Annotated in this window: 11 protein-coding genes; 2 read left to right on the top strand and 9 right to left on the bottom strand. The window is 67.3% G+C overall.

The genetic code is table 11. The features are described from left to right. Window positions 1-98: 98 nt before the first annotated feature. From OLX23_RS16425 to OLX23_RS16385, 9 genes are read right to left on the bottom strand one after another with little or no spacing between them, the layout of a single operon-like run. Window positions 99-1040: a YncE family protein gene (locus OLX23_RS16425; RefSeq protein WP_264446095.1), complete on the bottom strand. Its 942-nt coding sequence runs from the start codon at window positions 1038-1040 to the stop codon at window positions 99-101. Next, window positions 1037-2827: an allophanate hydrolase gene (atzF, locus tag OLX23_RS16420; RefSeq protein WP_264446094.1), complete on the bottom strand. Its 1791-nt coding sequence runs from the start codon at window positions 2825-2827 to the stop codon at window positions 1037-1039. The genes OLX23_RS16425 and atzF overlap by 4 nt, the downstream gene beginning before the upstream one ends. Continuing rightward, window positions 2824-6420 (bottom strand): urea carboxylase, encoded by a 3597-nt coding sequence (gene uca, locus OLX23_RS16415; RefSeq protein WP_264446093.1) that lies wholly within the window; start codon window positions 6418-6420, stop codon window positions 2824-2826. The genes atzF and uca overlap by 4 nt, the downstream gene beginning before the upstream one ends. After that, window positions 6417-7052 carry an urea amidolyase associated protein UAAP2 gene (locus OLX23_RS16410; protein WP_264446092.1) on the bottom strand — a complete coding sequence of 212 codons (636 nt, stop codon included), beginning with the start codon at window positions 7050-7052 and terminating at the stop codon, window positions 6417-6419. The genes uca and OLX23_RS16410 overlap by 4 nt, the downstream gene beginning before the upstream one ends. Before the next feature lie 16 nt (window positions 7053-7068). Further along, window positions 7069-7893 carry an urea amidolyase associated protein UAAP1 gene (locus OLX23_RS16405; RefSeq protein ID WP_264446091.1) on the bottom strand — a complete coding sequence of 275 codons (825 nt, stop codon included), beginning with the start codon at window positions 7891-7893 and terminating at the stop codon, window positions 7069-7071. After that, on the bottom strand, window positions 7890-8360 hold the full coding sequence (locus tag OLX23_RS16400) for a CopG family ribbon-helix-helix protein (RefSeq protein ID WP_264446090.1): 471 nt from the start codon (window positions 8358-8360) through the stop codon (window positions 7890-7892). The genes OLX23_RS16405 and OLX23_RS16400 overlap by 4 nt, the downstream gene beginning before the upstream one ends. Next, the gene (locus tag OLX23_RS16395) at window positions 8353-9165 is read right to left on the bottom strand and encodes an ATP-binding cassette domain-containing protein (protein WP_264446089.1); all 813 of its coding nucleotides are present in this window, start codon (window positions 9163-9165) and stop codon (window positions 8353-8355) included. Before OLX23_RS16395 ends, OLX23_RS16400 begins: the two co-directional genes overlap by 8 nt. Next, window positions 9162-9977 (bottom strand): ABC transporter permease, encoded by an 816-nt coding sequence (locus tag OLX23_RS16390; RefSeq protein WP_264446088.1) that lies wholly within the window; start codon window positions 9975-9977, stop codon window positions 9162-9164. Before OLX23_RS16390 ends, OLX23_RS16395 begins: the two co-directional genes overlap by 4 nt. A 40-nt stretch (window positions 9978-10017) precedes the next feature. Continuing rightward, window positions 10018-11097, bottom strand: a complete 1080-nt coding sequence (locus OLX23_RS16385) for a putative urea ABC transporter substrate-binding protein (protein ID WP_264446087.1) — start codon at window positions 11095-11097, stop codon at window positions 10018-10020. Window positions 11098-11912: 815 nt separating this feature from the next. Between OLX23_RS16385 and OLX23_RS16380 the strand changes: the two genes are divergently transcribed. Next, complete coding sequence (locus tag OLX23_RS16380) at window positions 11913-14315, top strand: TonB-dependent receptor (RefSeq protein ID WP_264446086.1); 2403 nt, start codon at window positions 11913-11915, stop codon at window positions 14313-14315. A 68-nt stretch (window positions 14316-14383) separates the two neighbouring features. Beyond that, complete coding sequence (locus OLX23_RS16375) at window positions 14384-15298, top strand: MBL fold metallo-hydrolase (protein ID WP_264446085.1); 915 nt, start codon at window positions 14384-14386, stop codon at window positions 15296-15298. Window positions 15299-15317: the final 19 nt, after the last annotated feature.

Genomic DNA, 15317 nt, shown 5'->3' with positions numbered 1-15317 from the left:
GGTTCGTTCCGGTTCAAGTTGAACCGGGACGGGCCGAAGACCCGAAAAAGGACCTGCCTCCCCACAGCAGCAAGGAGGCAGGCCAGGGGTGGAACGAATTATTTCGCGATCTTGCGGGGCTTGGGCCACCAGGTCAGCGTGTGAACGTCGTGGGCCGAGGTCCACAGGCCGTCACGCGTATAGCGCAGCGCACCGCTGCCCTCGGGCTTGCCCACCCGCGCGTTGATCTCCAGCGTCCGCGCATCGATCGCGACGAAGGTCTGATCCTCGGTGGTCCGCAGCCAGACCTTGCCGGCACCGGTATCGACGTCCCCATATTTGAGCACGGTGCCGACCTTGACCCGGCCGGAGACCTCGCCGCTGGTCGGATCGATGCGCGCGAGCGTGCCGTCGCCCTGCTCCTGCACCCAGACCGCGCCCTCGCCAGCCGCGAGGAAGCCCGGCGCCTTGCCCAGGGCGGTCCGCTTGGTCACGCTGTTCGTCGCGGGATCGATGCGCTGGATCGTCTGCCCGGGCAGGCATACCGCCCAGACCGAACCGAAGCCGAAGGTCAGATAGGACGTCTCGGGATCGACCGCGATCGTCGCGACGACCTGATTGGTCGCGGTGTCGATCCGCGAGATCTGCCCCGTGGCATTGCTGGCGACCCAGATCGAGCCTGCCCCCGCGGCGAGCTGGTGCTCGGACTTGGTCAGCTTGGCGAGGCCGGTGGGGATCGTCGCGACCAGCTTTGCGGTCGCCAGATCGATGCGGTTAACCGTGCCGTCGGCGCAATTGGCGGCCCAGAGACTGCCGTCGGCGATCACCATGGCGCCGCAGGGCCGGGCGATCGCCACTTCGGCGAGCTTGCCCTGGGTGCGCGACCAGCGCTCGATCCGACCGCGATTGGTCGCCCAGACGGTGTCGCCGTCGGGGGCCAGGAAGTCGGCGAAGCCGGGAACCTGGATGACCTGCTCGGCCGGTGCCTTCGCCTGGACGGCGAGCGGGGTGGCGGCGATGCCGGCGACCAGCGCCAGCGTGATTGCGCGGAGGCGGTTCATGCCGGGGCCTTCGCGTTGATGAAGGCGCGCCAGCCACCGAGGTGGGTGATGTCCTCAGCACCGGTCACCGCGCGGGGCTCGGAAACGAAGCCCTTGACGCTGCTGCCGTCGGCCAGGGTTACCGTGCCGATCGCCAGCGGCGCCGGCACTTCGGCGACGAAGCTGCCGAACTCGGCGACGCCCAGCTCGTAGACCTCGAGCGCGATCGGCGCGCCGTCCGGGCTGTGCACCAGCGCGGGCTTGGGCGGCACGCTGTCGGCCATTGCGTAGAGCTTGTAGGTCGGCGCGGTTTCGAAGGCGCCGACGAAGGCGGCCGAGCGCGAAGTCAGCTGCCAATGCAGCGGCATGTCCTTGAGATGGGCGCCGACGACGGCGAGTTTCACGGTCTGCATTTTACCCTCCAGATCGAGTGGTGGCGGGGACGGAAGATCGGCAACGGCAAGGTAGGCGTCGGCCGCGTCGAGCAGCGCGCGGTCGGTATCGGCCGGGCCGATCAGGGTGATGCCGAAGCCCGTGGCATTGCCGCGGATGCCGGCCGGCACGGCGACCGCGGCCATGTCGAGCAGGTTCACGAAGTTCGTGTAGACGCCGAAGGCGCTGTTGAGCTGGACCGGCGCGGCCTTGAGTTCGGTCACGCGATAGGTCGTGCCCACGGTGGGGAAGGCCATCATGTCGATGCCCTCCCACAGCAGGTCAGCGTGACGCTTGAGCTCGGCCATGCGGTAGATGCCGTTGAACAGCTCCACCGCGGTCATCGTCAGCCCGGGCTCGACGACTTCGCGCACGGTCGGATCGACCGCACCGGGATTGTTCGTGAGGATGTCCATCATCGCCGCCGTGCGCTCGGCCACCCAGGGGCCGCCGTAGAGCAGCAGCGCGGCTTCCTGTAGCGGCGCCAGGTCGATCTCGACGATCTCGGCCATGCCGGAGAGCGTCTCGAGCGCCTTGTCGTAGAGGAATTCGGACTCGGCATCGCCGAACCACACGCGCTGGTCGCGGCGCGGCACGCCGATCGTCTTGCGTCCCAAGGTTCGGTCGGCCAGCGGCTTCGAATAGGGATCCTCCACGTCGAAGCCCGCGACCACGCCGTCGACCAGCCGCGCGTCGGCAGTGTCGTCGGTGAAGACGGTGATGCAGTCGAGCGTGCGACAGGCGGGTACCAGCCCGCGGTTGCTCCAGCGGCCCTTGCTCGGCTTGAAGCCGATCAGGTGCTGGAAAGCGGCCGGAACGCGGCCCGAACCCGCGGTGTCGGTCCCGAGCGCGAAAGCCACCAACCCGGCCGCCACGGCGACCGACGAGCCCGAGCTCGAACCGCCGCTGACATAGGCCAGGTTGTAGGCGTTGCGCGGGCTGCCGTAAGGGCTGCGCGTGCCGTTGAGCCCCGTGGCGAACTGATCGAGGTTGGTCTTGCCCACGCAGATCGCGCCCGCCGCGGTCAGTCGCTCGATCACCGTCGCCGATTCCGCCGGGCGATAGGCGAAGGCCGGACAGGCCGCCGTGGTTTCGAGCCCCGCGACGTCGATGTTGTCCTTGGCCGCGAAGGGTACGCCGGCCAGCGGCAGCACTTCGCCAGCCGCGACCCGCGCGTCGACCGCACGCGCCGCCGCGAGCAGATCTTCCGCGGTCGCGCGGCTGATCCACACCTGCGGCTGGATCGCATCGTAGTCGGCCAGACGCGCGAGGGTTTCCTCGATCACCGCGACCGCGCTGGTCTTGCCGGCCTGAACCGCGGCGGCAATGCCCGTCGCGCTGCGACGTTCGAGCGTGCTGACGGCCCGCGCGGTCATGCCTCGGCCCTCAGCGCGAGCATCGGCGAACCGGGTTGCAGCGCCTGCCGTTCGTGAACGTAGAGGGCGGCCACGGTGCCCGTACCCGGGCTGTGCACTTCGCATTCCATCTTCATTGCCTCGATTATCGCGATCGTATCGCCGGCCTTCACTTCGTCGCCCGCGGCGACCAGCAGCTTCCAGACGCTACCGCCGAACGGCGCTTCGACGACGTCCGCCCCGTCGGGCACGTCGACCGCGCCGGCCTGCGGTGCGTCCGCCTCGGCCAGGTTGGTGACGCGGTCGAACTCGCCCGATCGCTGCCACTCCGCGCGCTCCTCGTCGAAGGCGGCCTGGCGCTGATCTTCGAAAGCGGCGATCGCTTCGGCGTTCTCGGCCAGGAAGGCGCGATAGTCGGCGAGGCGGAACTCCGATTCCTCGACCTGGATCGCGCGCCGCCCGGTCGGGAAGTCACGCCGCCACTCGACGAGCTCTTCGGCGCTGACCGGGTAGAAGCGGATCTGGTCGAAGAAGCGCAGCAGCCAGGGCTTGCCCTCGATGAAGGCGTCGGTCTGGCGGTGCGTGTTCCACACCTGAATGGTCCGGCCGAACAGCTGATAGCCGCCCGGGCCTTCCATCCCGTAGATGCACATGTAGGCCCCGCCGATGCCGACGACGTTGGGCGGCGTCCAGGTGCGCGCGGGGTTGTACTTGGTGGTGACCAGGCGGTGGCGCGGGTCGACCGGGGTGGCCACCGGCGCGCCCAGATAGACATCGCCGAGCCCGAGCACGAGGTAGTTAGCCTCGAAGATCAGGTTCTCCACCGCCGCCGTATCGGGCAGGCCGTTGACGCGGCGGATGAACTCGATGTTGTCCGGGCACCAGGGCGCATCGGCGCGAACCCCGCTCATGTACTTCTCGATCGTCTCGAGCGTCGCCGGATCGCGCCAGGACAGCGGCAGGTGGACGATGCGCGAGGGGATCGCGAAATCCTCGAGGTCACCCAGCCGCTCCTCGGCGGCGATCAGTGCCGTCAGCGCCGCGCGCTGGTTCAGCGTCTCGCCGTCGAAATGCACCTGCAGCGAGCGGATGCCGGGAACGACGTCGACGATGCCCGGCAGGGCCAGCCGCTCGAGCTCGGTCATCAGCGCGTGGACGCGGATGCGCAGCTCGATGTCGAGCACGATCGGGCCATATTCGACGAGGATGTTGCGATCGCCCTGCTGGCGATAGACCGTGCGCGGGCAGCCGGGCCGCTCGTCGATCTCGGCGAGGATCGGCGAAAGCGTCTCGATCGGACGCGCCGGGCCGGCACCGGGAACCCTGCCCGTCGCGACCAGTTCGCGCTGCAGCCGGTCGGCCGTCGTCGCGTCGCCGGCATTGACCGGCACGAAGCGCAGCTTGTCGCCCGGCGAGAGCTGGCCGATCTTCCAGCGATCGGCGGCGATCACCACGAAGGGACAGACGAAGCCGCCCAGCGACGGACCGTCGGGACCCAGGATGATCGGCATGTCGCCGGTGAAGTCCACCGCGCCGATCGCATAGGGATTGTCGTGGATGTTCGACGGGTGGAGCCCCGCCTCGCCGCCGTCCTTGCGCGCCCATTGCGGCTTGGGGCCGATCAGGCGAACGCCGGTGCGGTTGCTGTTGTAGTGGACCTGCCACTCGGCCGCGACGATCGCATCGATGTCGCCATCGGTGAAGAAGTCCGGCGCGCCGTGCGGGCCGTAGAGCACGCGCACGGTCCACTCGGTCGAGAGCTCGGGCAAGGCAACCGCGGGCAGCGCCGCGCCCGTGGGCTGGTCGCCGAGATGCAGGGTATCACCGGCGAGCAGCCGGCGTGCGGCGTGGCCGCCGAACTGGCCGAGCTCGAAGGTGGAGCGGCTGCCGAGATAGGCTGCGATGTCGAGCCCGCCGGCGAACAGGATATAGCCGCGCAGGCCACCGCCTGCGGCGCGGCCGAGCGCGAGCGTCTGCCCGGCCTCGACCTCGATCGCCACGCCGCGCGCAACCGGGCGACCGTCGAGCGTGGCGCCGAAATCGGCGCCGGTCAGGCATATCCGCGCCGGCGCGGTGAAGCTCAGCGTCGGCCCGGTCACGGTAACCTCGAGCCCCTCGGTACCCTCGGGATTGCCGAGCAGGCGGTTGCCGAGGCGGAACGACTGGTCGTCCATCGGGCCCGAAGGCGGCACGCCGACCGCCCAGAGCTTCTGGCGACCCGGCCAGTCCTGCACGGTCGTCGCCGTGCCGCCGCTGATCACGCGGATCGACCGCGGGTTCGAGGTGATGCCGTCGAGTACGCGCGTCGATACCTCGCCGCTGGTGAACTCGGGCGTGCGGACGACGTCGCGCAGCCAGCGCAGGTTGGTCTCGATGCCGTCGACTCGGCTGCGATCGAGCGCGGTCTGCATCGCCTTGATCGCCTCGGCCCGCGTCGGCGCGTGGACGATCAGCTTGGCCAGCATCGGGTCGTACCAGGGGCTGACGGTGTTGCCCGCCATGATCCAGGTCTCGGCGCGGATGTCGTCGGGGAACTCGACCGCGGTCAGCGTGCCCGAGGTCGGGCGGTAGTCGAGCGCCGGGTCCTCGGCATAGAGCCGGACCTGCACCGAATGGCCGCGCGGCTCGGGGATCGGCGCATCGAGGAAGGCGAAATCGCCGGCGCCGCCGCGGATCATCCACTCGACGAGGTCGATGCCCATGACCTCTTCGGTCACGCCGTGCTCGACCTGGAGACGGGTGTTCATCTCGAGGAAGAAGAACTCCTCGCGCTCGGCGTCGTAGAGGAATTCGACCGTGCCCGCCGAACGATAGTTCGCCGCCTGGCCGAGCCGTGTCGCCGCGGCGATGAGCTCGCTGCGGACCGCCGCGGGCAGCAGCGGCGCGGGGGCTTCCTCGACGACCTTCTGGTTGCGGCGCTGGAGCGAGCAGTCGCGCTCGCCGAGCGGCATGATCCGCCCCTCGCCGTCGCCGAAGATCTGCACCTCGATGTGCCGCGCGCGGCGGATGTAGCGTTCGAGGAAGATGCCGGCGTCGCCGAAATTGCTCTGGCCCTGGCGCTGGACTGCGGCAAAGCCCTCTCGCACGGCCGCCTCGTCCTCGCAGACGCGCATGCCGATGCCGCCGCCGCCGGCGGTCGCCTTGAGGATCACCGGGAAGCCGATACGGTTCGCTGCTTCGGCTGCCTGTTCCTCATCGGTGAGTAGATCGGTACCCGGCGCCAGCGGCACGCCATGGGCCGCGGCCAGCTCGCGGGCGCTGTGCTTGAGGCCGAAGGTGCGGATGTTGTCGGGCGTCGGGCCGATGAAGACGATCCCCGCCTCGGCGCAAGCCTCGGCGAAATCGACGTTCTCCGCCAGGAAGCCGTATCCGGGGTGGATCGCCCCTGCACCGGTCTTGCGCGCCGCATCGAGGATCTTGGCGACGTTGAGATAGGAGTCGGACGCACGGCCCGGGCCGATGCAGACGGCTTCGTCGGCCTCGGAGACGTGGAGCGAGCCCTCGTCGGCCTCGGAGAAGACGGCGACCGAGCGCAGGCCCATGCGCCGCAGGGTGCGGATGATCCGGGTGGCGATCGCGCCGCGGTTCGCGATGAGGACGGTATCGTAGCTCATGCGGCGACAATCATGCGCACGGGGGTCGGGTTGAACCCGTTGCACGGGTTGTTGATCTGCGGGCAGTTCGAGACGACGACGACGACGTCCATCTCGGCCTTGAGATCCACGGTCAGTCCGGGCGCGGAAATCCCGTCGACGATGCCCAGCGAGCCGTCCGCTTCCACGGGCACGTTCATGAAGAAGTTGATGTTGGAGACGATGTCGCGCTTGCCGCGGCCGTCGAGCAGGTTGGCTTCGAGGAAATTCTCGACGCAGGCGTGCTGCGCCTTGGTGTGGTGGCCATAGCGCAGGGTGTTGGACTCGCACGAGCAGGCGCCGCCGATCGTGTCGTGATAGTCGACCGAAGTCGCCGCGATCGTCATCATCGGCCGCCCTTCGTTCGAACGCAGGACGGTTCCCTGGCGCAGGAACAGGTTGCCTTGGGCCGAGACCGTATCCTGGGCGGAATAGCGCTCGGCGTCGTCTTCAGCCGCATAGAGCAGGAAATCGACGGCCTGGTTGCCCTCGAGATCGACGATGCGGAGCGTTTGGCCGGCCGCGATGCGGTGCAGCCACGGCGCGCGCGCGGGCACGACGACATCGTGGACGACAGTGCCGGAAAGGCCGGAAAGGTGGGGATCGACGCTCATGTGGGGCCTGTCCTCGTTAACGACGGAAATAGTCTTCGACGTTCTGGAAGGCGCGCAGGCCCTCCGGCGTCGCATTGCGGACCGGATCTTCGGCCGAGGTGACCGGGCCGCGCCAGGCGGTCGCGCGCAGCGGGGTCACGGTCCAGTCCTCGCGCGGATCGAGCACGTGGGGGCAGTTGGCGACCACCACGATCACGTCCATCTCGGCGCGCAGGACCAGGCTGCGGCCCGGCGCGAAGGGCCCGACCTGCGGCGTGATCGTGCCGTCGGCCTCGATCTTCGCGCCCTTGAACAGGTTCACGCAGGGATGGACGTCGCGCCTTTGCAGACCGTGCTTGGCGGCACCGAGCAGCAGGCGATCGCGGCCGTTCGGATAGGGTCCGCTGTTCGCGCCATTGCCGTACTTGGCGGCATTGGTTTCGGCGTTGGACGTGCCGCAGAAGGTATCGTGCGTCTCGGCCCCGTCCTCGATCAGGCTCATCAGCACCCGGCCCATGTCCGAGAGCAGCAGCTTGCCCGCGCCGAGATAGGCGTTCCACTGGATCTTCACCGTATCGGCGACGTTGAGCCTCTCGGTCGGCATTTCGGCGTTGAAGATTTGCAGCGATGCGCAGGCGTCGCCCTCGAGATCGATCAAGCGCAGGCGATCGCCGCGCGCCAACCGACGCGTGGCATAGCCGCCCGCCGCAATCGTCTCTTCCCACAGCAGGTCGTCGGCGGAAACGCCCGCGGGCAGATCACCCGCGACCGGGGGTACGATCGGCATGGCCTCGACCACGGTGCCCGCCATGGCGCGCGCGTGATCGCGTGCCGCCGAAGGATTTGCCAAAACCTGGGTCATGCCGCGACTCCCTTTTCTTCGGCATCCTTGTCGTAAAGCGGCGGCAGCAGCGCGGTCGTCGTGACGAGCTGGAGCTGGTGCACCCCACGCACGCGGCGCAGCGCGTCGCACAGTTCCTTGAGCAGCAGCGCCGGTCCCTGGACGAGCAGCACCTCGAGCGACTGGTCGTCCTCTAAGAACACGTGCTGCGACGAGATCACCTCCTTGAGGTAATCGGCCTGGGTCTGCGCGAGCTGATGGCGCACCCGGCCACGATCGCCGCGGTAGACGATGGTGATCGTGCCCGCGAGCATCTCGTCGGGGCGAGTGAAGGCCTCGTGCTCGGCCAGGGCGTGACGGATCAGCTCGGCGATCAGCTGCGATCGCGACGGCAAGCCGCGCTCCTCGACCATCATGTCGAGCTGCCGGAACAGATCGCCCGGAAGGCTCATGCTGAGCCGGGCCAGGCCCGCGGTGTCGCTAGCCATGTCGAATAGTCTCCTCGATGCTGAGCGGGGTGTCGGCGACGACGACGATGCCTTCGCTCGCCGGCTGTTCATCGCGGCGCAGCGGCAGGTCGTAGACCGCGGTGGCGCCAAAGCGGTGGGGCGCGTGGGGATCGTGGCGGCGCTTGTCGAGCGCCAGCACGCGCGTCCCCAGCGAGAAGGCCTCGCGGATGTCGTGCGTGACCATGATGATCGTCAGCGAATAGTCGCGCCACAGCTTGGTGATCAGCGTGTGCATGTCCGCGCGGATGCCGGGATCGAGCGCGCCGAACGGCTCGTCGAGCAGCAGGATGCGCGGCCGCTTGATCAGCGCCTGGGCGATCGCCAGCCGCTGCTGCATGCCGCCCGACATCTGCGCCGGGTAGAGATGCATGGAATCACCCAGGCCGACCGCGTGCAGCATTTCGGCGGCTTCGGCCTCGGCGGCGCGGCGCGCCTTGCCGAACAGTCGCGCGGTCAGCGGCGCCTTCTCGCATTCGAGGCCGAACACCGTGTTGCGCAGCACCGACAAGTGCGGGAACACCGAGTAGCGCTGGAACACGACGCCGCGATCGGGACCGCATTCGGGGGTCAGCGGCGTACCGTCGAGCAGGATGCTGCCGCGGGTCGGCACTTCCTGGCCGAGGACGATCCGCAGCAGGCTGGACTTGCCCGCGCCGGACGGACCGATGATCGAGACGAAGGAGCCGGCCTCGATGTCGAGATCCACCTTTTCGAGGACGATCTTGTCGCCATACTCGACCCAGACGTCGCGCAGGCTGAGGAGGGTTTCGGCGCGCGCGTTCAATGGCTTGCTCCGTGTGCCCAGGGGTAGAGACGCTGGCTCAGCACGGTCAGGGCCACGTCCATCAAGATGGCGAGCAGTGCGATCCAGGCGACATAGGGGATGATGACGTCCATCGAGAGATAGCGGCGAACGAGGAAGATGCGGTAGCCGAGGCCGACGTCGGAGGCGATCGCCTCGGCCGAGATCAGGAAGACCCAGGCCGGACCGAGCGCCAGCTTCACCGCGTGGAACAGGCGCGGCATGGCCTGCGGCAGCGCCACCCGGATCATGATCTGCCAGGAACTGGCGCCCAAGGTCTGCGCCTTGATGATCTGTTCGCGCGGGAGGGCGGAAACGTGGGCCATGATGTCGCGCACCATGACCGGCGCGATGCCGATGACGATGAGCGCGACCTTGGCCGTCTCGCCCAGGCCCAGGGCGATGAACAGGATCGGCAGCAGTGCGATCGGCGGGATCACGGCGATGCCGGTCACCAGCGGGCCGAAAGTGGCGCGGACCGGCGGCAGGATGCCCAGGACCAGACCGACCACCAGGGCCGATACGGTCGCGATGCCCAGGCCGATGCCCAGCCGCTGCAGGCTCGCCAAGGTATCCGCCCAGAAGATCAGCTGGCCGGTCAGCTGGTCCGGCTGGAACAGCAGCGCCGCCATCCCTTGCGCCATGCCCGTGGGCAGCGGCAGGATCTTGTCCATCGGATTGGCTGCGTGCCGCTGCGCCGCGAGGAACAGGTAGAGCAGCACCAGCAACAGGATCGGTAGCGATCCGAGCAGGATCCGCCCGCTCCGATCGATTTGACGGTTCACCCAACGCATGTCGTCACACCAACTTTCGCTAGACCTTGCGGAACCCGGCTCAGAGCTTTCCGTCCGCCGCGAGCTTCATGAAGCTTTCGTCGAAGCGGAGCGTCACGTGCTGCGCGTCGCCCAGCGTCTTGCCGCCGGGGAACGCCATGCCCACGGCGTCGGCCGAGGTGGCGCCCTTGAACAGACCCTTGGAGAAGCTGAAGTCGCGCACCTGCGTCATCGTCGTCACGAGCGCCGGGGCCGAAGTCGCGGCCACCGCCGCCTTGGGATCGGCGTAGAGGAAGGTCGTCGACAGCTGGCTGTCGAAGTTCTCGGGCGTCGAGCCAGCGAGCTTGGCCATGGCCGCGCGCGCCGCCTTACCCTCGGCATCCTGGCGCTGCATCAGCGCGACCGTCTCGTACCAGATGCCCGCGAGGGCCTTGCCGAGGTTCGGATTGGCCTTGAGCGTGGCGGTGTCGACGACCATCAAATCGAGGATCTCGCCGGGGATCTCCGCCGAGCTGAACACCTGCTTGGCGCCCGGCTGGCCGCGCATCACCGAGAGCTGTGGGTTCCAGGCGACCGCCGCAGTGGCGTCGGGGCTGCCGAAGGCGCCGACGATGTCCGCGTCGGAGGTGTTGACGGTCCGCACGTCGGTCGGCTTCAGACCCGCCTTCTCGAGCGCGCGGGCCAGCAGATAGTGCGAGACCGAGAGCTCGACCAGATAGGCCTGGCGCCCCTTGATCGCGGCGAGGTTGTCGGCGCCCTTGAGCAGGATACCGTCGTTGCCGTTCGAATAGTCGCCGACGATGATCGCGCTGGTATCCTTGCCGCCGGCGGCGGGGATGGTCAGCGCGTCCATGTTGGTGACGGCCACGCCGTCGAACTTGCCCGCGGTATACTGGTTGATCGATTCAACGTAGTCGTTGACCTGAACGACGTTGATCTTGATGCCGTACTTGTCGGCCCACTTCTTCACGATCCCGGCCTGCTGCGCATAGGGCCAGGGCATCCAGCCGGCATAGATCGACCAGCCGATGCTGAACTCGGTACGGGGGGCGGAAGCCTCCTTGGCGGGCGAGCACGAGACCAGCGAAAGCGCCCCGGCCATCAGTGCGATCCTGCTCAGCTTGACGAACGACCCGATCATTGATTCGATCCCCTTTCGCATTGCAGCATCAGCGAGAGACCGAGGCTTGTCCATCAAAAAATATTACAGATGGCAAAATAGGTAATACCACGGTGGCTCGGGGCCGTGGCTTGGACCGAGGCTTGCCTTGCGGCCCGCCCCGGCGCGGCGATTACCCGGCGATTTTCGCCTTCGGGTGACTGATCGTCGGAAATCCTGGCCTCGCGAGTGGGGATGATCCCTCACCTCTCGGCCATCGTCGCGATCGCGGCATGATTCGCGAATCAGCGAGAGCAAAATGAGTCGTCCGTATGACGCCGCTGGCTTTTTGACGCGGAGCCACGAGCTGCAGGCCGAGCCCCAATCTTTGAAAAACCGAAGATTTGTGCGACGCAGCATTAATAGCCGTCATACTGAGCAAGTGCGGAATTATTACTCTTGACCCTTTCCGTAATATCCATACCGTATGGGTCGTCGCCCTTCGAGGCGGCGAACGAAAAGGGTGGTCTCGCCGGCCAGGTGCCGGCACAAAACGAGGGTTCAACGGATCGAACACCGGCCTGCAGAGCTGTATCATCGGGCGCCCCACCGTCCGTTGTCGGCGCTGTCCGACGCTGGGCGATTTTCGGTCCGCGTTCCGATCCTGGGACCATCCGGCAAATGACGATCGGCACAGCCCTCTGTGCCAAGAAAGGCCCGCCGCCACGCGCGGTGGGCACCACGGAATACCGCATTCAATCAGCCGCAATGCGGCTGACAAGGCGCCGGCATAGCCAGAGCGTCAAGGGGAAGGGTGTCACTTGAAGGCTCGATAAAACAAAGGGCTCGGAGTGACTATGAAACTGTTTCGCAACACGCTGCTCGGCGCGACGATGCTCATGGGCGTTGGGATCGCTCCGGTTTACGCGCAGGATGTGGCGCCGGACAACGCCGGAGGCAGCGAAGGCGGCGAGATCGTCGTTACCGCCACCCGCCGTGCGACCTCGATCCAGGACGTGCCGATCAACATCAGCGCGGTCGGTTCGGAACAGCTCGAACGCCAGCGGATCGACGACGTCCGCGATCTCGCCGACTTCACCCCCGGCATGACCATCTCGGACACGGGCCCGGGCTCGACCGGCTCGATCGTGCTGCGCGGCCTCAACGCCTCGGACACCGACGCCACCGGCGCCTCCTATGACGACGCGCTGGGCATGTATCTGGGCGAAGTGCCGCTCTACTACGACTTCAAGCTGCTCGACATCGCGCGCGTCGAGACCTTGCTCGGCCCGCAGGGCACGCTCTACGGCCTCGGCACCCTGGCCGGCGCGATCCGCAACATTCCCAACCGACCGAACACCGATGCGGTCGAGGCCGAAGTCCACGGACGCGTCTTCGCCAAGGATCACAGCCGCAACTACGGCTACAACGTCGATGGCGTGATCAACATTCCGATCGTCAAGGACCACATCGCCTTCCGCTCGGCCTCGGGCTATTTCTACGATCCCGGCTTCATCGACTATCCGCTGCTGCTGCAGACCCCCGGCGTGTCGCTGCCGCAGCCGAACGGCCCGAACGTGATCACCGACGCGGGCTATGCGGCCAACCTCTACCGCCGCCAGGACCTCAACTACGAGCGCACGGTCAGCTCGCGCAACCAGCTGCTGGTCCAGTTCAACGAGGACCTGAAGGTCAACTTCACCTACGCCTACCAGCGCACGACGACCGAAGGCGGCCAGTACAACAGCGACGGCGTGCTCGGCACCGGCCGCTACGAGAGCGCCGGCCGCTATACCGAACCGGTGACGCGCCGCGCCCACCTGGCGTCGATGGAGATCAACGCCAACATCGCCGACATCGTCGATCTGGTCGCGACCTCGGCCTATACCAACGTCCGCAACCAGGCGCAGTCCGACAACACCGACCTGCTGCTCGACCTCGACTATGGCTACGAGACCTTCCCGGCCTTCTCGAGCTACAACGAGAGCACCGACAAGCGCCGCCAGTTCAACCAGGAAGTGCGTCTGGTCTCGCGCCACGGCGGGCCGTTCTCCTGGGTCCTCGGCGGCTTCTACAACGAGCAGAAGCGCCAGCGCGACTATCGCGAGATCGTGCCGAACCACCCCTGGGTCGAATTCGGCGTCCAGCCGAACACCGACGAGGTCGAATACGCTTCGTTCGTGAAATCGAAGATCACCGAGAAGGCGATCTTCGGCGAAGGCACCTTCCGCATCATCCCGCAGTGGCAGGTCACCGCCGGGGCGCGCTACTTCGGCTATACCTCGGACATCCGCGGCACCTCGGTGCTGCCGCTGCTCGGCGATCCGGTCAGCCCCTATGACATCGCGCCGGCCGGCGGCAATGCGAAGAAGAGCGGCTGGGTGTGGAAGTTCAACACCTCGTTCAACATCACGCCCGACATCATGCTCTATGCCACCTACAGCAAGGGCTATCGCATCGGCGGCCCGAACACGGTCGCGCCGTGCATCCTGCCGCTCGATCCCACCCAGCAGAACGTCTGCGGCCTGCCGAACGAGATCCAGTACGGTCCCGACACCACCAAGAACGCCGAAATCGGCATCCGCACCCAGTTCTTCGATCGCAAGCTGACGTTCAATTTCAACGTCTTCCAGATCAAGTGGGACGGCATCCAGGTCGATTCCGCAACGCTCAACGGCATCGTCGGCATCACCGTGAACGGCGGCAAGGCCAAGTCGGAAGGCTTCGAAGCCTCGTTCCACATGCGGCCGATCGACCGTCTGTCGATCCAGGGCACCTATTCCTACGTCAACGCCAGGCTGACCGAGGACGTGCCCGGGATCATCGCGGTCAATTCGCCGGCGGGCACCTATCCCAGCAGCCCGATCCAGCTCGACGCGCTGGCCGGCGATCGCCTGCCCGGTTCGGCGAAGAACAGCGGCAGCCTGGGTGTGACCTATACGGCGCCGTTCGGGAACGACAACCTGATCGCCGACTGGACCGCGACCTACCGCGGCGACGTGGTGACCCGGCTCGGCTGGGACCGTGCCTTCGGCGACAAGCTGCCCGGCTACGTCCTGAACCGCGCCTCGCTGACCTACGAGGCCGAGAAGTACAGCATCGGCTTCTTCATCAACAACATCTTCGACAAGTACGCCGTCGCCTCGGTCTCCAACGACCGTTCGCGCGTCGGCCTCAACGATGGCGTGCGCCTGCGTTACTACAAGCAGACCGTCATCAACCCGCGGACCTTCGGCCTCGAGCTGCGGTACAAGTATTGACCTGTGCGGAGCGGGGCCGGTCGCAAGCCGGCCCCGCCAAATCACGATCGGTTCGGGACGAGGGCAGAATGAATTTCGACCACGGCATCATCCGCAGCCTGCTCGCCTGCAGCGCGCTGCTCGCAACCACGGCCCATGCGGCGGCCGCTCCCCTTCCCCACCTGTTCGCCGAACGCTGGATCGACGGCACCCAGGCGGAAGAGCCCGTCGTCCAGATCCAGGCGCTCGACGCCGACACCTTTGTCATCCGGCAATCGGTCAAGACCAATTTCGAAGCGCCGTTCCTCTACCTGCTGTTCGGGCGCGACAAGGCGCTGCTGCTCGACACCGGCGCGAAGGACGGGCGCATCCGCCCCGCCGTCGACCGGCTCGTGGCCGAATGGCTGGCGGCGCACGGCCGCAGCGACATCCCGCTGATCGTCGCGCACAGCCACAGCCACGGCGATCACGTCGCCGGCGACGCGGCCTTCCGCGAACGCCCGAACACCACGGTGGTCGGGCTCAAGGCCGAAGAGGTCGCGAGTTTCTTCGGCGTGGCGAAATGGCCCGATCAGATCGTCCGCTACGATCTCGGCGGACGCGCGCTGAGCATCATTCCCACCCCCGGCCACCAGGCCGCTGCGATCATGGTCTATGATCCGCGGCTCAGGATCCTGCTGTCGGGTGATACCATCTACCCCGGCAGGCTCTACGTCCCGGTCAACTTCCTTGCCGACAATCGCGCCTCGATAGACCGCGTCGCCGGCTTCGCCGCGCGGCACCCGATCCGCGCCCTGCTCGGCGCGCATATCGAGATGACCAACAAGCCGGGGCAGGACTATCCGCACGAAGCGGCGACCCATCCCGACGAGCATCCGCTCGAACTGCCCGTCGAGACCATCGCCGAGCTCAGGACCGGCCTGAAGGCGCCGCTCGATCAGCCCGGCCAGCCGCAAGTCCACGACCGCTTCATCATCACGCCGGTCCCCGCCCGCCCGCAGTGACCCCCGCCATGAGCGCCTC

This window comes from Novosphingobium sp. JCM 18896, assembly GCF_025938095.1.
Lineage (GTDB): Bacteria > Pseudomonadota > Alphaproteobacteria > Sphingomonadales > Sphingomonadaceae > Novosphingobium.
The sequence above is the reverse complement of the archived record's forward strand: the minus strand, read 5'-3'. Positions and strand labels throughout refer to the sequence as shown.